Origin of the sequence: Comamonas sp. B21-038 (genome assembly GCF_022387135.1) — a bacterium.
Taxonomy (GTDB): Bacteria; Pseudomonadota; Gammaproteobacteria; order Burkholderiales; family Burkholderiaceae_C; genus Comamonas; species Comamonas sediminis.
This window is the reverse complement of the sequence record NZ_CP092462.1, coordinates 216,336-233,000: the sequence shown is the minus strand read 5'-3', so window position 1 is coordinate 233,000 and position 16,665 is coordinate 216,336. Positions and strand designations below refer to the sequence as shown.

Below are 16,665 nucleotides of genomic sequence, written 5' to 3'. Positions count from 1 at the left end.
GGGCAGCCCGGTATCGTCAATCCTGGGCCTCTTCACCCAGGTCGGCTACATCGGCAATCTTCTGGCGCCCCTGCACTTCGCGGTGGCTGCGGCCCGCCCAGTCGCGGGCAAACTGGTGGGCCACCCGGCCGCTGCGCGAGCCGCGCTCCAGCGCCCAGACCAGCGCCTCGGGCCTGGCGGCCTCGATATCGGCCTCGGCCACACCCAGCGCCGAGAGCCATTGGCCCACCACGCGCAGGTACTCGTCCTGGCTGAATGGGTAAAAGCTCACCCAGAGGCCAAAGCGCTCGGACAGCGAAATCTTTTCCTCGACCACTTCCCCGGGGTGGATCTCACCGTTCTCGCCCTTTTGCTGGGCCAGGTTGTCGGTCATGTACTCGGGCAGCAGGTGACGGCGGTTGCTGGTCGCATAGACCAATACATTCGGGGTCGCTGCAGACACGGAGCCATCCAGAATCGACTTCATCGCCTTGTAGCCGGGCTCGCCTTCTTCAAAGCTCAGGTCATCGCAGTAGATGATGAATTTCTCGGGCCGGCCGGCCACCACATCGACGATATCGGGCAGATCGGTCAGATCGGCCTTGTCCACCTCGATCAGGCGCAGGCCCTGGGGCGCATAGGCATGCAGACAGGCGCGGATCAAGGACGACTTGCCAGTCCCCCGTGCGCCCGTCAACAGCACATTGTTGGCGGTGCTGCCTTGCACAAACTGCTCGGTGTTGCGCGCAATCTTTTCCTTTTGCCCGTCGATGTTCTGCAGATCGGACAAGGACATGGCTCCCACATGGCGCACAGGCTCCAGCACGCCGCAGCCGTTGGCCCGCTTGCGATAGCGCCAGGCAATCGCGTCACTCCAGTCGGCCGGCGCCTGCAGCGCCTGGGGCAGCACGGATTCGATGCGCTGCATCAGCTGCTCGGCGCGCTGCACCAGGCGTTCAAGCGGAGAAAAAGGGGAGTTGGAAGACTCGGTCATGGTATCCAGAGGCTCAAGGTTGGAATGCCAGTGAGGCCGGCACCCACCCGGCTTCGGGGGGGTGCGGCGCGCTGGCCCAGTGGGATCAGGAGCGGTAGTCCGCGTTGATGCTCACATAGTCGTGGCTCAGGTCGCAGGTCCACAGCTGGGTGGATGCGTTGCCACGGCCCAGCTGCACACGCACCACAATCTCCTGCTGCTTCATGACGCGCTGGCCATCGGCCTCCTGGTAGGCCGGGTTGCGGCCGCCCTTGGTCGCGACATGCACATCGTCCAGGTACAGCTCGATCTGGGTCTGGTCCAGGTCGTCGATACCGGCATAACCCACAGCCGCCAGAATGCGGCCCAGGTTGGGGTCGCTGGCAAAAAACGCCGTCTTGACCAGCGGCGAATGCGCAATCGCATAGGCCACCAGGCGGCATTCCTCTTCGGTACGGCCCTGCTCCACGTCGATCTGGATGAACTTGGTGGCGCCTTCGCCGTCGCGCACAATGGCCTGCGCCAGCTTCTGGGCCACTTCGCGCAGCGCGGCCATCAAGGCCTGGCCATCGGCGGTGTTCCAGTCGGTGATCGGGGCATTGCCCGCCTGGTTGGTCGCGACCACGACAAAGGAGTCATTGGTCGAGGTGTCGCCATCGATCGTGATACGGTTGAAAGACTGGTCGGCCAAAGTCTTGGCCAGCGCTGGCATCAACTCAGGGCTGATGGCCGCGTCGGTGCCCAGAAAGCTCAGCATGGTTGCCATGTTGGGGCGGATCATGCCCGCGCCCTTGCTGATGCCGGTGACCTGCACCGTCTTGCCAGCCACGGTGGCCGAGGCGGAAAACGCCTTGGGCAGGGTATCGGTGGTCATGATGCCCTCGGCCGCCTTGGCCCAGTGGCCCGGCTGCGCATCGGCAATCGCTGCAGGCAGGCCCGCAGTGATGCGGTCCACCGGCAGCGGCTCCATGATCACACCCGTCGAGAACGGCAGCACTTGCCGGGCATCGATCTTCAGCAGGCCTGCCAGCGCATCACAGGTGGCGTGCGCACGGGCCAGGCCATCAGCGCCGGTGCCGGCATTGGCATTGCCGGTGTTGATGACAATGGCGCGGATGGACTGGCTGTGGCTGGCCAGGTGCTCACGGCAGATCTGCACGGGCGCAGCGCAAAAGCGGTTCTTCGTGAACACGCCAGCGACATGGCTGCCCTCGTCCAGCAAGAACACCGTCACATCCTTGCGGTTGGCCTTGCGCACGCCGGCCTCCGTCACACCAATGCGAATACCGGCGACAGGGGCCAGGTCCTGCGCTACGGGGGCTTTCAAATTGACGGGCATATCAGTCTTTTCCTTGGAACCATGAAAAAAACGGGCGATGAACCAGTCAAAGCCCGTTGTGGTGAAGCGATCCGGTAATTACGCGAGTTTACCGTGGCAGAGCTTGTATTTCTTGCCGCTGCCGCAGGGGCATGGATCATTGCGGGCCACGCGCACGCCTTCGGGCAGGGCCAGTGGCTCGCTGGCCTCGGCATCCCCCGATTCATCGGGGCCGCTGTAGGTCACGTGGGCCGTGCGGTCATTGCTTTGTTCCAGCTGCTCGGTGGCTTCGTCGAGCTGTTCGGGCGAGCGGATCTGCACCGACATCATCACCCGGGTGACCTGGGTCTTGACCTGGTCGATCAGCTGGCTGAACAGCTCGAATGCCTCGCGCTTGTATTCCTGCTTGGGCTGCTTTTGCGCGTAGCCACGCAGGTGGATGCCCTGGCGCAGATAGTCCAGCGCGGCCAGGTGGTCGCGCCAGCTGGAGTCGAGCGTCTGCAGCAGCACCGCACGCATGAACTGCATGAAGTTTTCCTTGCCTGCCTGCTCCAGCTTGTCATTGAACAGGCGTGCACCTTCGGCCACCACCTTCTCTTCGATTTCCTCGTCGGTGATCGATTCCGCGCCTTCGAGCAGTTGCTGCAGCGGCAGGTCGATATGCCATTCCTCACGCAACACCTTCTCCAGGCCGGGCAGGTCCCACTGCTCTTCCATCGACTGCTCAGGCACATACTGGCGCACGATGTCAGCCAGTGCACTGTCGCGCATGCCATCGATCATCGGTGCCAGATCGGCCGCATCGAGAATCTCGTTGCGCTGCTGGTAGATCACCTTGCGCTGGTCATTGGCGACATCGTCGTATTCGAGCAGCTGCTTGCGCATGTCGAAGTTGCGCGCCTCCACCTTGCGCTGGGCGCTCTCGATGGAGCGGGTCACGATGCCCGCTTCGATGGCTTCGCCATCGGGCATCTTCAGGCGTTCCATGATGGCCTTGACACGGTCGCCCGCGAAGATGCGCATCAGCTGGTCGTCCAGCGACAGGTAAAAACGCGAGGAGCCCCGGTCACCCTGGCGGCCGGCACGGCCACGCAGCTGGTTGTCGATACGGCGCGATTCATGGCGCTCAGTCGCGATGATGCGCAGACCGCCCAGCTCGGTCACCTTGTCATGCTCGACCTTCCACTCGGCGCGCAGGGCATCGATCTTGTTGCGGCGCTCGGTCTCGGACAGCGACTCGTCAGCCTCGATCGCAGCGACCTGCTTTTCGATATTGCCACCCAGCACGATGTCGGTACCACGACCGGCCATATTGGTCGCGATGGTGATGACGCCGGGGCGCCCTGCCTGGGCGATGATGTCGGCCTCGCGCTCGTGCTGCTTGGCGTTGAGCACCTGGTGAGGCAGGTTCTCCTTCTTCAGCATCTCGTCGATGATTTCGGAGTTCTCGATCGAGGTCGTGCCCACCAGCACCGGCTGGCCGCGCTCGTAGCACTCACGGATGTCCTGGATCGCCGCCGCATACTTCTCGGGCGTGGTCTTGTAGACGCGGTCGAGCTGGTCATCGCGCTTGCTGGGGCGGTTGGGCGGAATCACCACGGTCTCCAGACCGTAGATTTCCTGGAACTCATAGGCCTCGGTGTCTGCGGTACCCGTCATGCCACCGAGCTTGTTGTACAGGCGGAAGTAGTTCTGGAAGGTGATCGATGCCAGGGTCTGGTTCTCGGCCTGGATTTCCACGCCTTCCTTGGCTTCCACGGCCTGGTGCAGGCCTTCGCTCCAGCGGCGGCCCGACATCAGGCGGCCGGTGAACTCGTCGACAATCACGACCTCGCCGCCCTGCACCACATAGTGCTGGTCGCGGTGGTAGAGGTGCTGTGCGCGCAGTGCGGCGTACAGCTGGTGCACCAGGGTGATGTTGGCCGGGTCGTACAGCGATGCGCCTTCGGCCAGCATGCCCTTTTCGGCCAGAATGCGCTCTGCCGCTTCATAGCCTTGCTCGGTCAGGTGGATCTGGTGGCCCTTTTCGTCGACCGTGAAGTCGCCGGGCTTGGTCACGCCTTCACCGGTGCGGGGGTCGGCTTCGCCTTCCTGGCGGGTCAGCAGCGGCACCACTTCGCGCATCGCCAGGTAGGCGGCGGTATGGTCTTCGGCCTGGCCGGAGATGATCAGCGGCGTACGCGCCTCGTCGATCAGGATGGAGTCCACCTCGTCGACAATCGCGTAATTGAGCCGGCGCTGCACGCGCTCGCTCGCATCCTGCACCATGTTGTCGCGCAGGTAGTCAAAGCCGTATTCATTGTTCGTACCGTAGGTGATGTCGGAGTTGTAGGCTGCCTGCTTCTCATGCTTGGGCAGTTGCGACAGGTTGATGCCCACCGACAGACCCAGGAAGTTGTACAGGCGCCCCATCCAGGTCGCATCACGCGTGGCCAGGTAGTCATTGACCGTCACGACGTGCACACCATTGCCGCTCAGCGCGTTCAGGTACACCGGCAAGGTACCCGTCAAGGTCTTGCCTTCACCGGTGCGCATTTCGGCAATCTTGCCGTAATGCAGGGCCATGCCGCCCAGCATCTGCACGTCGAAGTGGCGCATCTTCATCACACGCTTGGAGCCCTCGCGCACCACGGCAAATGCCTCGGGCAGGATGTTGTCCAGCGACTCGCCGCCAGCAATGCGGTTCTTGAATTCCTGCGTCTTCTCGCGCAATTGTTCGTCGCTGAGCTTTTCGTACTCCGGCTCCATCGCATTGATGCGAGCGACGACCTTGCGGTATTGCTTGAGCAGGCGATCATTGCGACTGCCAAAAATTTTGGTGAAGAAATTGGTTGCCATGCGAACAGAACCACACAACCAGGGAGTGCACTCTTGTCCACCCCTGCCATGCGACCGGAATTCCTAGTGATTAGTGTTGTGTCAGATGGAGGCAATGACCCCGGCTTCAATACCGGGAACGAGGCCTGCCGAATAAAACATTCTACAACCCTGAATAGAATGCGTTGTGGCAGGTGCATTGCAATGTATGGCTATCGCCCCTGGCCCGCCCCTGACACCCCTTCCCAGCCATGATCCAGCCCCAACGCCGGCATTTCGCCGTCACCGTAGAACAAGCCGCGAGCGAAGCGCCCACGTTGGCCAGCCTCGTGGCATTGACGCGCGAGTCCGCCACCCGCTTCAAGCTGGTGGAGCCGCTGATTCCGCCGATGCTGCGCGCCTCGATCAAGCCCGGCCCCATCGACGGCGACCAGTGGTGCCTGCTGGTGGCCAACAATGCCTGCGCGGCCAAGATGAAGCAATTGCTGCCGGCCATGGCTGCCCATCTGCGCGTCAAAGGCTACCCAACGGCTGACATTCGCCTCAAAGTACTGCGCTGACTGACCCCATCCAGGCCAGGCCAGGCCAGGCGGCCAGTCTGGACGCAAAAAAGCCGTTCGCAGCACGGGGCTGAGAACGGCTCTGGAATCTGGTGCCGGTTATCGGAATCGAACTGATGACCTACCGCTTACAAGGCGGTTGCTCTACCAACTGAGCTAAACCGGCAACACTCGGCATTCTATACGGGATTGCCCGCAGCAAAGCCAAATGGGTCCTATTTGACCAGTTTGAGGGACGGCTTGCCGCCTTTGCCGCTGCGGCTGGGGGCATTGCCGTCGGGCGCGGGCGGTTCGTCACTGGAGGTCACAACCTGCATGACCGGCGGCGCAGCGTCCGCGGCGGTCTCCTCGCCCTTGTCGCTGCTTGCCTCCAACGCTGCCATCGCAATGTCGGCATCGTCATCGAGCAGGTCCTCGGGTGGCGGAAAGCCCATACCCTGCCCCGTTTCACGGGCAAAGATCGCGACCACACGGCTGACAGGCACCATGATGTCGCGCGGCACGCCGCCAAAACGGGCGGTGAACTCGATGTAGTCATTGCCCAGCTTGAGCGCACTGGTCGCGTCGTAGCTGATATTGAGCACGATTTCGCCGTCTTTGACGAATTCGCGCGGAACCAGCACCGTCTTGTCCACACGCACACTGAGGTACGGGGTCAGGCCATTGTCATTGCACCACTCCACCCAGGCGCGGATCAGGTACGGCTGGGTGGATGTTGTCTGGATTTCACTCATTGGACACTTTCTGCGCGCTCCCGCGCCACGGAGCAGGGCTCCGCAGACGCTGCCCGCGCTGCGGCAGGCACGGGGCCTTTTACTTGCGCATGACCTTTTCGGAAGGCGTCAGCGCCTCGATGTATGCAGGACGCGAGAAGATGCGCTCTGCATACTTGAGCAGCGGAGCGGCGTTCTTGGACAGCTCGATGCCGTAGTAATCCAGGCGCCAGAGCAGCGGCGCAATGGCCACGTCCAGCATCGAGAAGTTCTCGCCCAGGATGAACTTGTTCTTCAGGAACACCGGTGCCATCTGGGTCAGGCGGTCGCGGATCTGAGCACGGGCCTTTTCCAGCGCCTTCTCGTTGCCCTTGACGGCACGCTCTTCCAGGGTGTGCACGTGGGTGAACAGCTCTTTTTCGAAGTTCAGCAGGAACAGGCGCACGCGGGCGCGCTCGACCGGATCGCCGGGCATCAGCTGTGGATGGGGGAAGCGCTCGTCGATGTACTCGTTGATGATGTTCGATTCGTACAGGATCAAATCACGTTCGACCAGGATAGGCACTTGGCCGTAGGGATTCATCACACTGATGTCTTCGGGCTTGTTGAACAGGTCCACATCGCGGATCTCGAAATCCATCCCTTTTTCAAACAGCACAAAGCGGCAGCGGTGGGAGAAAGGGCAGGTCGTTCCCGAATAAAGCACCATCATGGTGAGAGGCTCCTCAAAATCAAAAAAGAGTGGACTGCAGTCAATGCCGCCCACTCTACACAAATCGGCTACCCAAATTCAAGCCCTGCTCACAGGGCCTGGACCGGCTGCACGCAAAATACGTTTACTTCACATCTTTCCAGAACGCCGCATTCAGACGCCAGGTGATGAGGATCAGGCCCAGCAAAAATATCAACACCCCGACGCCGACGCGCATGCGGGTGTTCTGGCTGGGATCACCCATCCATTGTAGATAGTTCACCAAATCACCCACACTCTTATCGAATTCGGTGGAACTCAGCTTGCCCGGCGTGACCTGTTGCCAGCCGCTGAACACCTGCGTCTTGTGCCCATGCTCCTCCACCTCTTTGTAGACCGGCACGCGCACACCTTGCAGTTCCCAGAGCACATGGGGCATGCCCACCGAGGGGAAGGCCATGTTGTTCCAGCCGGTGGCCTTGGTGTCATCCTTGTAGAAGCCACGCAGGAAGGTATAGAGGTAGTCCGCACCGCTGCCCTGGTGGCCGGCACGTGAGCGTGCCACCAAGGTCAGGTCCGGCGGATTGGCGCCAAACCACTCCTTGGCCTGCTTGGGATCGATGGCCGCCTTCATCGTCTCGCCCACCTTGTCGGTGGTGAACAGCAGGTTGTCCTTGATCTGCTGCTCGGTCAGGCCAATGTCCTGCAGCCGGTTGTAGCGCATGAAAGCGGCCGAATGGCAGCTGAGGCAGTAGTTCACAAACAGCTTGGCGCCGTTTTGCAAGGAGGTGGTGTTGGTGGTGTCGGGCTTGAACTTGTCCCAAGCGACACCGCCTTCGGCCGCCTGCACCGCGCCGGCCCCCAAAAGCACGCCCAGACCCAGGCATGCGGAGAGAATGATTTTTTTCATCGTGGGATGCTTTCTGGTTCAGTGCGCATGGAAGGTGACACGCTCAGGCACCGGCTTGGGGGTGCCCTTGCGGCTCCACCACGGCATCAGCAGAAAAAAGCCAAAGTAGAACAAGGTACCCACTTGCGAGACCTTTTCGCCAATCGGCGATGGCGGCTGCACCCCCAGATAGGCGAGCACCACGAAGTTCACGACAAACACCGCATACACATACTTGTGCCAGTGCGGGCGGTAGCGGATGGAGCGCACGGGGCTGTGGTCCAGCCAGGGCAGGAAGAACAGGATGATCACCGCCAGGCCCATCACCACCACACCCCAGAACTTGGCGTCGATACCGCCCAGCGCCGCAATGCCGGTGAACGCAAAAGCGCCAAACATGGCCAGCACCACCAGGCCTGCCAGCACCAGCAGCCCTTTGAGGATGGTCGCCAAGCGGGTCTTGATGCAGACATAGGCAACCGCCGCGACCAGGATCACCGACAGGGCCACCATCATCTCGCCGGTGATCGCACGCAGCATCGAGTAGAACGGCGTGAAGTACCAGACCGGCGCGATGTGGTTGGGCGTCTTGAGCGGGTCGGCCGGGATGAAGTTGTTGTACTCGAGGAAGTAGCCGCCCATCTCCGGCGCAAAGAACACGATGGCCGAGAAGATGAACAGGAACACCGCCACGCCAAACAGGTCATGCACCGTATAGTACGGGTGGAAGGGCACGCCATCGAGCGGCCGGCCCTGCGCATCCTTGGGCGCATTAGGCCCCTTGATCTCGATGCCATCGGGGTTGTTCGAGCCCACGTCATGCAAGGCCAGCAAGTGCGCCGCAACCAGGCCCAGCAGCACCAGCGGCACGGCAATCACGTGGAAGCTGAAGAAGCGGTTCAAGGTGGCATCGCCCACCACATAGTCGCCACGAATCAGCAGGGCCAGGTCAGGGCCGATGAAGGGAATGGCCGAGAACAGGTTGACGATCACCTGGGCGCCCCAGTACGACATCTGGCCCCAGGGCAGCAGGTAGCCCATGAAGGCCTCGGCCATCAGGCACAGGAAGATGGCGCAGCCAAACACCCAGACCAGCTCACGCGGCTTGCGGTAGCTGCCGTACAACAGGCCCCGGAACATGTGCAAATAGACCACGACAAAGAACGCCGACGCACCGGTGGAATGCATGGTCCGGATCAGCCAGCCCCAGGGCACATCACGCATGATGTACTCGACCGAGGCAAAGGCCTTCTCGGCATCGGGCTTGTAGTGCATCACCAAGAAGATGCCGGTGACGATCTGGATCACCAGCACCAGCAGCGCCAGCGAGCCAAAGATGTACCAGAAGTTGAAGTTCTTCGGTGCGTAGTACTCCGACATATGGACCCGGTAGGCCTCAAATGCCGTGGGAAAGCGGTTCTCCAGCCAGTTGCCGGCCTTGGCGCCCAAGGTGGCGTTCGGCGATATCTCCTTGAATTCGTGTGCCATCGCGCCTCCTTATGCTTTTTTGTCTTCGCCAATCAGCAGCTTGGTATCGCTCAGATACTGGTGCGCTGGCACTTCGAGGTTGTCGGGCGCGGGCTTGTTCTTGAATACGCGGCCGGCCAGGTCAAAGGTCGAGCCGTGGCAGGGGCAGAGAAAGCCGCCTTTCCAGTCGTCGGGCAGCGAAGGCTGGGGGCCGGGCTGCAGCTTGTCGGTGGGGGAGCAGCCCAGGTGGGTGCAGATGCCGATCACGACCAGCACCTCGGGCTTGATGGAGCGGGTTTCGTTTTTGGCGTAGGCCGGTGTCGGATAGGCGGTGCGCTCCGACTTGGGGTCGGCGAGCTGGCCATCGAGCTGGGGCAGCTCGGCGATCTGCTCAGGCGTGCGGCGCAGGATCCAGATCGGCTTGCCGCGCCATTCGGCGGTGATTTTCTCGCCAGGCTTGAGGTCCGAGATATCCACTTCAACGGCAGCGCCGGCGGCCTTGGCCTTTTCTGAAGGATTGAAGGAGCTGACAAACGGAACCGCAGTGGCGACTCCTCCGACAGCACCTGCGCATCCCGACGCTATCAGCCACGTCCTTTTACTGGAGTCGATGGAAGAATCACTCATGGGGCTCCTTGGTCAACGCTTATATCTCGGTTTTTGCGGATTGTATGAAGTGTCTTGCCCATCATGCAATGCGCCGAAACCCTTGAAGCTGAGCGATACTAGGCGTCATGTTTATTTGACAGGAGCAGCGCATGAGCTTCATGAAGGAATTCCGCGAGTTCGCGGTCAAGGGCAATGTGATGGATCTGGCCGTTGGTGTGATCATCGGCGCCGCTTTTGGCAAGATCGTCGATTCGGTCGTCAATGACCTGATCATGCCTATCGTCGGTTTGGTCTTTGGCAAGCTGGACTTCTCCAATCTCTTCGTGGTGCTGGGCACTATCCCTGATGGCGTACCGCGCACACTGGACGCACTGAAAAAAGCGGGCATTCCGGTGTTTGCTTATGGCAACTTCATCACCGTCGCGGTGAACTTCGCGATCCTGGCTTTCATTATTTTCATGATGGTCAAGCAGATCAACCGCCTCAAGCGCGACACGCCACCACCTGCGCCCGCCGCCACCCCGGAAGACGTGGTGCTGCTGCGCGAAATCCGCGACAGCCTGCAGCAAAAGCGTTGATTTTTTGCAACAAGGAAGCAAAAATTCTGCTTCTTTTGCACCTACACCACAGCAGCCTTTGGAGGCTGCTTTTTTATGCCTGCTGCTGCCCTGCGGCCAAGCGGCGTGCCATCTGCACTGCCGCAATCAGGCTGGCCGCATCGGCCAGGCCCTGGCCGGCAATGTCAAAGGCTGTGCCATGGTCTGGGCTGGTGCGCACCAGCGGCAGGCCCAGGGTCACGTTGACGCCCTCGTCCAGCCCCAGGTACTTCACGGGGATCAGGCCCTGGTCGTGGTACATGGCCACCACCACATCAAAGGCGCCGGGATGCTCGGCGCTGTGGCGGGCGCGCATGAAGACGGTATCGGGCGGCTCGGGGCCGACCACCTGCATGCCCAGCGCCTGCGCAGCGGCCACGGCGGGCGCTATGTGCTCCAGCTCCTCACGGCCCATCAGCCCTGCTTCACCGGCATGGGGATTGAGCCCCGCCACCGCTATCCGCGGGGGCCGCCCCAGCGCACGCAGCAAGGCCTCGTGCGTGATGCGGATGGTCTCCAGCACCTGCTCTTTGGTCACTGCGTCAATGGCATCGCGCAGCGATACATGGATGCTCACCAGCACGGTGCGCAGCGCTTCATTGGCCAGCATCATGCGCACCGGCATTTGTGCCAGTGCCACCCCGGCATGCTGGGCCGCTTCGGCCTGCAGCAATTCGGTATGGCCGGGGAACGGGAGCCCGGCCAGGTGCAGCGCCTCCTTGTTCAAGGGCGCCGTCACCAACCCGGCAATCCGGCCTTGCAAGGCCTGGCGCGCTGCCCAGCGCACGCACTCGGCAGCAGAGCGCCCGGCCTCGGCCTGCACCTGGCCAAAAGGCAAAGGCCCGGGCAAGCCTGGCAGTGACAGCACCGGCATGCAACGCGGCGGCACGCCCCAGGCCTCTTGCGGATCCGCAATCTCGGCCACCGGCAGCGCGCAGCGGCCCGGGCCCTGCAGCATCTGCGCTGCGCGGCGCAGGGTCTGCAGCTCGCCGACGACAAAGCAGCCCAGCATCTGCTCGGGCGTATCACGAAAGGCCTTGGCCACGATTTCCGGGCCAATGCCGGCGGGGTCGCCCTGGGTGATGGCGAGCAAGGGAGCGGAGTGCACGGGGATGTCCTTCGGAGAAACGTCAGGCGGGATTGTCGATGTCGATAAAGTGATGCGCCACGCCCAACTGCTGGGCCACGGCGGCCGCAGCGGCGGGCGCGCCGTAGCGCTCGGTCGCATGGTGGCCGGCCGCAAAAAAGCTCACGCCGGTCTCGCGCGCCAGGTGGGCCTGGGGCTCGGATATCTCGCCGGTCAGAAAACCATCAGCACCGGCAGCCATTGCGGCCTCGAAGAAGCCCTGCGCGCCCCCGGTGCACCAGGCCATGCGGCGGATGGGGCGTGGCGTCTCGCCCGTCACCACGGTGACGGAGCGGCCCAGGGTCTGTTGTATGTGCGCAGCCACTTGCGCAGGTGGCAGCGCATCCAGGCTGCCGATAAAGCCCAGTTCCTGGTCGCCAAAACGGGCGTCGGCCTGCCAGCCCAGCTGCACGCCCAGTTGGGCATTGTTGCCCAGCTCCGGGTGCGCATCCAGCGGCAGGTGGTAGGCGAACAGATTGATGTCGTGCTTGATCAGCAGTTCGATGCGCTGCTTCATCCAGCCGGTGATGCGGCCGTCGTAGCCGCGCCAGAACAAGCCATGGTGTACAAAGATCGCATCGGCCTGGGCGGCAATGGCCGCCTCGATCAGCGCCCGCGATGCCGTCACACCGCTGACCAGCTTGCAGATCTCCGCCTTGCCCTCCACCTGCAAACCATTGGGGCCATAGTCTTTGAAGCGGGCGGGCTGCAGCAGCGCATCAAAGGCCTGCAGCATGTCTTGGCGGGTCGTAGTCATGCCCGATTGTCTCAGACCTGTGCGGCACGCCACCCCGGAATCAAAAAACCCGCTGATGCCAGGCATGCAGCGGGTTCGAGGGGCGATTAGCCAGAAGCAGCTCTACTTCTTGGCGACCCAGCCCTTGACGGCCAGCGGCCAGAAGCCCATGGCCACGCCCAGCACGCCCATCGCGGCCACATAGTGGGCAGGCGCCATCACATCGGCCTGTTGCCAGACGGACACCAGCATCGGCGTCAAACCACCGAACACGGCATAGGCCATGTTGTACGAGAAGGACAGTCCCGTGAAGCGCACCTCGGGCGGGAAGGCGCGCACACCAACGACGGGCAGCAGCGAGATCGCACCCACAAAAAAGCCCACCAGCGCATAGGTCCAAACCAGCGAGACCTCGGTGCCAGGCAGGTTCAGGTAGAACAGATAGGCGGTAACGGCCATGCCGCCCCAGCCCAGCACCATCGCAGCACGCGTGCCCCATTGGTCCGACAGCCAGCCCCAGAACACGCAGCCGAGGGTCAAGGTCACAGTCGCTACGGCATTGGCCTTGAGGGCCACCGCTGGGGCGATATGGAACACCTTTTGCAGATAGGAAGGTGTGAACAGGATCACCACCACCACGGCGGTGGACAGGATCCAGGTCATCAGCGCCACGACCACGCTGGCTTCGCGGTGGTCGCGCAGAATGGTCTTCAGCGGCAGTTCGCGGTCCACCTGCTTGCGGGCCTGCATCTCCTGGAAGATGGGGGTCTCATGCAGGAACTTGCGCAGGTACACGGACACCAGGCCAAACACGCCGCCCAGGATGAACGGAATGCGCCAGGCCCAGTCGTGGATCTCGGCCGCGCTGTAGACGCTGTTGAGCCAGACGCCAATGATCGAGCCCAGGAAAATGCCGCCGGTGATGCCGGAGGTCAGCGAGCCAATCGCGAAGCCATAGCGTTTGGCCGGTGCGTGCTCGGCGACAAACACCCAGGCACCGGGCATCTCGCCGCCAATCGCAGCGCCTTGCAGCACGCGCATCGCCAGCAGCAGGATGGGCGCGGCCAAGCCAATGGTTTCATAGGTCGGCAGCAGGCCGATCACCAAGGTGGGCACGGCCATCAGGAACACCGACAAGGTGAACATCTGCTTGCGGCCCAGAATGTCGCCAAAGTGGGCGATCAAGATCCCGCCAATGGGGCGGGCCAGGTAGCCAGCCGCGAAGATGCCCAGCGTCTGCAGCTGGCGCATCCAGTCCGGCATCGAGGCCGGGAAGAACAGCGATCCCAGTACGTTGGCAAAGAATACAAACACCACAAAGTCATAAAACTCCAGGGTGCCGCCCAGGGCCGACAGGCCCAAGGTCTTGTAGTCGTCCCGGTTCAAGGGGCGGTTGGCAGGCGAAGCAGCGGAAGCCCCACCTTGGTCAGCAGTCAGCGAAGTCATGTGTCCTCTACATATCAGAGCAGGACAGCGCAAAACGCAGCGCATTGTGGGCGCGTATCAAGGGGTTCGGCGAGCCCCGGGATGGCGGGAGTCAGCGCAAGCGAGAGGAGAGATGGACCCCTTCGCAGGGAACCACGATGAGCGCAGGAGCGCAGTCAAAAGGTTGGGAGGCCATTCTAGGTACTTACCCTTTGGCCTCAGTCAGTGTCACGAAAAGTATCCCTCTCTGCTGGGGCTTGCAACGGCGCCATCCTATCTGTGCCGCAATGACATCGTTCCGCCAGCAACGGTTTTTAGAGGCATTCTTCGAGAATCTCTGGGATTGGTCCGATTTGGAGAACAATGTCGCGGCCATGACATCGTCAAATACGATGGATTGCATCGCAGATGGCCGCGAGATGCGCCAGAATACCCGTGGCCCTGCTGCGCCCGTCAACCGCCGGGCGGCGCCTGCGCCGCAGCGCATCAGACGGCACCGCAGCGGCTTGCTGCCAGGCCCGGTGCCATAATCAATAGCAATGCCCAACGCCGTTGCTGGCTGTCAGCCAGGCGCGGCCACCTTCACCCTATCCCAGGTTCTATGAAACGCCTCTGGCTTTTTTTCGCACAATCGGTCACCGTCTTGCTGGCCTTGTACTTTATCGTCGCCACCTTGCAGCCCGGCTGGCTGCAGCGCAACAACGCGGTACGCAGCAATGCCGGCATCGCGTTGATCGAGGCGCCGCAAAGCGAAGCCAACCGGGCCAGCGTCGCGACCAGCAGCTTCAGCCCCGCTGCTAAAAAAGCGTCGCCGGCGGTGGTCAGCATCAACACCAGCACGGCAGTGCGCCACCCGCGCGCCAATGACCCCTGGTTCCAGTTCTTCTTTGGCGACCAGGGCGTGCAGAACCAGGCGGGCCTGGGCAGCGGCGTGATCGTCAGCCCTGACGGCTATGTGCTCACCAACAACCATGTGGTCGAGGCCGCCGACGATATCGAAGTGACCTTGACCGATGGCCGCAAAGCCAAGGGCACGATCATCGGCACCGATCCGGAGACGGACCTCGCCATTCTCAAGATCAGCCTCGACAAATTGCCGGTCATCGTGCTGGGCAATTCGGATTCGGCCGAGGTCGGCGACCAGGTACTGGCGATTGGCAACCCCTTTGGCGTGGGCCAAACGGTGACCAGCGGCATCATCAGCGCGCTGGGCCGCAGTGAGCTGGGCATCAACACCTTCGAGAACTTCATCCAGACCGATGCGGCCATCAACCCCGGCAACTCGGGCGGCGCGCTGGTCGATGTCAACGGCAACCTGGTCGGCATCAACACGGCCATCTATTCGCGCTCGGGAGGCAGCATGGGCATTGGCTTTGCCATCCCCATCGCGCTGGCCAAGAACGTGCTCGACAGCATCGTGCGCGATGGCAAGGTCACCCGCGGCTGGATCGGCGTCGAGCCCAATGACCTGACACCCGAGCTGGCCGAAACCTTTGGCGTCAAGGCCGACACCGGTGTGATCATCACCGGCGTGCTGCAAAGCGGCCCTGCCGCCAATGCTGGCATCCGCCCCGGTGATGTGATTACCCAGATCGGCGCGATGCCGGTGCACCATGTGCAAAGCCTGCTGACGGCCGTGGCCGCGCTGGTGCCCGGCACCACGTCCGAAGTGCAGTTGCGCCGGGGGGACCAGAGCCTGACCCTGCCGATCACTCCCGGCACCCGCCCGGTCAACAACCGCGCGATGCCCCAAGGCCGGCGTTAAGCGCTGGCGGGGTGCGCTGGCTGCGCCTTCGCCAGGGTCATGCATCCCACCGATGTGGAACCAGGCCGCCGAGCACTACCGCTGCGGCCAAGCCGCTCCAGCCCCCGTACCCCACAAATACCAAAGCCCCGGCTGAACCCAGGTCAGCATGGGGCTTTGGTGTATCTGGCGGGCTGGCAGTAATCAGGCTGCTGCGTCAGCGTCGCTCTCTTCTTCCTTCTTGGGCTGGTTGCGCGAGAACCAGGTGGCGCCCAGGATGCCGACCTCGTACAGAATGCACATGGGCACGGCCAGCGAAATCTGCGACAGCACATCCGGCGGGGTCACCACCGCCGCGATGACAAACGACAGCACGATGAAGTAGCCGCGGAACGACTTGAGCTTGGCAATCTCCACCAGGCCCAGGCGCACCAGCAGAATCACCACAATCGGGACCTGGAAGGCCAGGCCAAAGGCCAGGTAGAGCGACAAGATGGCCTCGACATACGAGGCGATATCGGGCGTGGCAGCCACGCTTGACGGCGTGAAGTGCTGGATGAAGCCAAACATGCGGTCGAGCACGAACAGCTGCACAAAGGCAATGCCGGCGTATGCCAGCAGGCTGCCAAAGAAGATCAGCGGCAGCGCAAACTTGCGCTCATGCATGTACAGGCCCGGTGCCACAAAGGCCCACAGCTGGTACATGATCCAGGGCAGTGCCAGCAAGATCGCTGCCATGCCCAGCACTTTGAGCGGGACGATGAAAGGCGAGAACACGCCAACCGCGATCAGCTTGGCGTCGGGCGGCATGTGCATCTTGATCGGATGGGCAATGAAATTCATCAAGCCATCAGGCCCCGGCCAGATGGCCAGCAGCACCACGGCGACGAGCACACCGCCAATGCTGTAGAGCAGCCTATCGCGCAGCTCCATCAGGTGCTGCACAAAGGGCTGCTCGGTGCCGGCCAGCTCGTCTTCTTTGGAAGGGGTTTCGGACATGGGGATATCAGTTGCGGATCAAG

The 16,665-nt window shown here is 62.4% G+C and carries 16 protein-coding genes and 1 tRNA gene; 4 read left to right on the top strand and 13 right to left on the bottom strand.

Translation table 11 applies throughout. The features are described from left to right. Nucleotides 1-16 precede the first annotated feature (16 nt). The 3 genes from MJ205_RS01030 to secA all read right to left on the bottom strand — a co-directional run bounded on the left by MJ205_RS01030 (nucleotide 17) and on the right by secA (nucleotide 5,108). Entirely contained in the window at nucleotides 17-973 is a 957-nt protein-coding gene (locus MJ205_RS01030) for an ATP-binding protein (RefSeq protein WP_239810794.1), read from the bottom strand. An 85-nt stretch (nucleotides 974-1,058) separates the two neighbouring features. Then, nucleotides 1,059-2,291 (bottom strand): bifunctional glutamate N-acetyltransferase/amino-acid acetyltransferase ArgJ, encoded by a 1,233-nt coding sequence (gene argJ, locus MJ205_RS01025; protein ID WP_239810793.1) that lies wholly within the window; start codon nucleotides 2,289-2,291, stop codon nucleotides 1,059-1,061. Nucleotides 2,292-2,369: 78 nt separating this feature from the next. Continuing rightward, nucleotides 2,370-5,108, bottom strand: a complete 2,739-nt coding sequence (secA, locus tag MJ205_RS01020) for a preprotein translocase subunit SecA (RefSeq protein WP_239810792.1) — start codon at nucleotides 5,106-5,108, stop codon at nucleotides 2,370-2,372. A 230-nt stretch (nucleotides 5,109-5,338) separates the two neighbouring features. Between secA and MJ205_RS01015 the strand changes: the two genes are divergently transcribed. Continuing rightward, a complete protein-coding gene (locus MJ205_RS01015) occupies nucleotides 5,339-5,647 on the top strand; it encodes a hypothetical protein (RefSeq protein ID WP_021027801.1) in 309 nt (102 codons plus the stop codon). 90 nt (nucleotides 5,648-5,737) lie between these two features. On the opposite strand, the gene MJ205_RS01010 is transcribed toward MJ205_RS01015, so the two are convergent. The 6 genes from MJ205_RS01010 to petA all read right to left on the bottom strand — a co-directional run bounded on the left by MJ205_RS01010 (nucleotide 5,738) and on the right by petA (nucleotide 10,034). Next, nucleotides 5,738-5,813 (bottom strand) — tRNA-Thr (locus MJ205_RS01010). Nucleotides 5,814-5,862: 49 nt separating this feature from the next. Next, the gene (locus tag MJ205_RS01005) at nucleotides 5,863-6,381 is read right to left on the bottom strand and encodes a ClpXP protease specificity-enhancing factor (protein WP_239810791.1); all 519 of its coding nucleotides are present in this window, start codon (nucleotides 6,379-6,381) and stop codon (nucleotides 5,863-5,865) included. 79 nt (nucleotides 6,382-6,460) lie between these two features. Next, nucleotides 6,461-7,072 (bottom strand): glutathione S-transferase N-terminal domain-containing protein, encoded by a 612-nt coding sequence (locus MJ205_RS01000; RefSeq protein ID WP_116927111.1) that lies wholly within the window; start codon nucleotides 7,070-7,072, stop codon nucleotides 6,461-6,463. 124 nt (nucleotides 7,073-7,196) lie between these two features. Beyond that, complete coding sequence (locus MJ205_RS00995) at nucleotides 7,197-7,961, bottom strand: cytochrome c1 (protein ID WP_239810790.1); 765 nt, start codon at nucleotides 7,959-7,961, stop codon at nucleotides 7,197-7,199. Between the two features lie 18 nt (nucleotides 7,962-7,979). Beyond that, nucleotides 7,980-9,428, bottom strand: coding sequence for a cytochrome b (locus MJ205_RS00990; RefSeq protein WP_239810789.1), 1,449 nt, complete (start codon nucleotides 9,426-9,428; stop codon nucleotides 7,980-7,982). Between the two features lie 9 nt (nucleotides 9,429-9,437). Next, a complete protein-coding gene (gene petA, locus MJ205_RS00985; protein ID WP_239810788.1) occupies nucleotides 9,438-10,034 on the bottom strand; it encodes a ubiquinol-cytochrome c reductase iron-sulfur subunit in 597 nt (198 codons plus the stop codon). Nucleotides 10,035-10,165: 131 nt separating this feature from the next. Between petA and mscL the strand changes: the two genes are divergently transcribed. Further along, the gene (mscL, locus tag MJ205_RS00980) at nucleotides 10,166-10,594 is read left to right on the top strand and encodes a large conductance mechanosensitive channel protein MscL (RefSeq protein WP_021027796.1); all 429 of its coding nucleotides are present in this window, start codon (nucleotides 10,166-10,168) and stop codon (nucleotides 10,592-10,594) included. A 73-nt stretch (nucleotides 10,595-10,667) separates the two neighbouring features. On the opposite strand, the gene pdxA is transcribed toward mscL, so the two are convergent. From pdxA to MJ205_RS00965, 3 genes are all read right to left on the bottom strand, one after another. Beyond that, nucleotides 10,668-11,720, bottom strand: coding sequence for a 4-hydroxythreonine-4-phosphate dehydrogenase PdxA (pdxA, locus tag MJ205_RS00975; protein WP_239810787.1), 1,053 nt, complete (start codon nucleotides 11,718-11,720; stop codon nucleotides 10,668-10,670). A 22-nt stretch (nucleotides 11,721-11,742) separates the two neighbouring features. Beyond that, the gene (locus MJ205_RS00970; protein ID WP_239810786.1) at nucleotides 11,743-12,495 is read right to left on the bottom strand and encodes a Nif3-like dinuclear metal center hexameric protein; all 753 of its coding nucleotides are present in this window, start codon (nucleotides 12,493-12,495) and stop codon (nucleotides 11,743-11,745) included. Nucleotides 12,496-12,597: 102 nt separating this feature from the next. Beyond that, nucleotides 12,598-13,920, bottom strand: a complete 1,323-nt coding sequence (locus MJ205_RS00965; protein WP_239810785.1) for an MFS transporter — start codon at nucleotides 13,918-13,920, stop codon at nucleotides 12,598-12,600. Between the two features lie 266 nt (nucleotides 13,921-14,186). Here MJ205_RS00965 and MJ205_RS00960 point away from each other — a divergent pair, with 266 nt between their 5' ends. Both MJ205_RS00960 and MJ205_RS00955 read left to right on the top strand, forming a co-directional pair. Continuing rightward, complete coding sequence (locus tag MJ205_RS00960) at nucleotides 14,187-14,429, top strand: hypothetical protein (protein ID WP_239810784.1); 243 nt, start codon at nucleotides 14,187-14,189, stop codon at nucleotides 14,427-14,429. A gap of 71 nt (nucleotides 14,430-14,500) precedes the next feature. Continuing rightward, entirely contained in the window at nucleotides 14,501-15,664 is a 1,164-nt protein-coding gene (locus tag MJ205_RS00955; RefSeq protein WP_239810783.1) for a trypsin-like peptidase domain-containing protein, read from the top strand. A gap of 183 nt (nucleotides 15,665-15,847) precedes the next feature. Here the strand turns inward: MJ205_RS00955 and tatC are convergent, their stop codons facing one another. Beyond that, a complete protein-coding gene (gene tatC, locus MJ205_RS00950; RefSeq protein WP_239810782.1) occupies nucleotides 15,848-16,642 on the bottom strand; it encodes a twin-arginine translocase subunit TatC in 795 nt (264 codons plus the stop codon). Between the last annotated feature and the right edge of the window lie 23 nt (nucleotides 16,643-16,665).

Bases quoted from the DNA above. Each gene is read 5' to 3' on its own strand.
- MJ205_RS01005 (WP_239810791.1), bottom strand. From the start codon at position 6,381: ATGAGTGAAATCCAGACAACATCCACCCAGCCGTACCTGATCCGCGCC.
- secA (WP_239810792.1), bottom strand. From the start codon at position 5,108: ATGGCAACCAATTTCTTCACCAAAATTTTTGGCAGTCGCAATGATCGC.
- MJ205_RS01015 (WP_021027801.1), top strand. From the start codon at position 5,339: ATGATCCAGCCCCAACGCCGGCATTTCGCCGTCACCGTAGAACAAGCC.
- MJ205_RS00990 (WP_239810789.1), bottom strand. From the start codon at position 9,428: ATGGCACACGAATTCAAGGAGATATCGCCGAACGCCACCTTGGGCGCC.
- MJ205_RS00970 (WP_239810786.1), bottom strand. From the start codon at position 12,495: ATGACTACGACCCGCCAAGACATGCTGCAGGCCTTTGATGCGCTGCTG.
- MJ205_RS00995 (WP_239810790.1), bottom strand. From the start codon at position 7,961: ATGAAAAAAATCATTCTCTCCGCATGCCTGGGTCTGGGCGTGCTTTTG.
- MJ205_RS00960 (WP_239810784.1), top strand. From the start codon at position 14,187: ATGACATCGTTCCGCCAGCAACGGTTTTTAGAGGCATTCTTCGAGAAT.
- tatC (WP_239810782.1), bottom strand. From the start codon at position 16,642: ATGTCCGAAACCCCTTCCAAAGAAGACGAGCTGGCCGGCACCGAGCAG.
- MJ205_RS01000 (WP_116927111.1), bottom strand. From the start codon at position 7,072: ATGATGGTGCTTTATTCGGGAACGACCTGCCCTTTCTCCCACCGCTGC.
- mscL (WP_021027796.1), top strand. From the start codon at position 10,166: ATGAGCTTCATGAAGGAATTCCGCGAGTTCGCGGTCAAGGGCAATGTG.
- MJ205_RS00965 (WP_239810785.1), bottom strand. From the start codon at position 13,920: ATGACTTCGCTGACTGCTGACCAAGGTGGGGCTTCCGCTGCTTCGCCT.
- argJ (WP_239810793.1), bottom strand. From the start codon at position 2,291: ATGCCCGTCAATTTGAAAGCCCCCGTAGCGCAGGACCTGGCCCCTGTC.
- MJ205_RS00955 (WP_239810783.1), top strand. From the start codon at position 14,501: ATGAAACGCCTCTGGCTTTTTTTCGCACAATCGGTCACCGTCTTGCTG.
- MJ205_RS01030 (WP_239810794.1), bottom strand. From the start codon at position 973: ATGACCGAGTCTTCCAACTCCCCTTTTTCTCCGCTTGAACGCCTGGTG.
- petA (WP_239810788.1), bottom strand. From the start codon at position 10,034: ATGAGTGATTCTTCCATCGACTCCAGTAAAAGGACGTGGCTGATAGCG.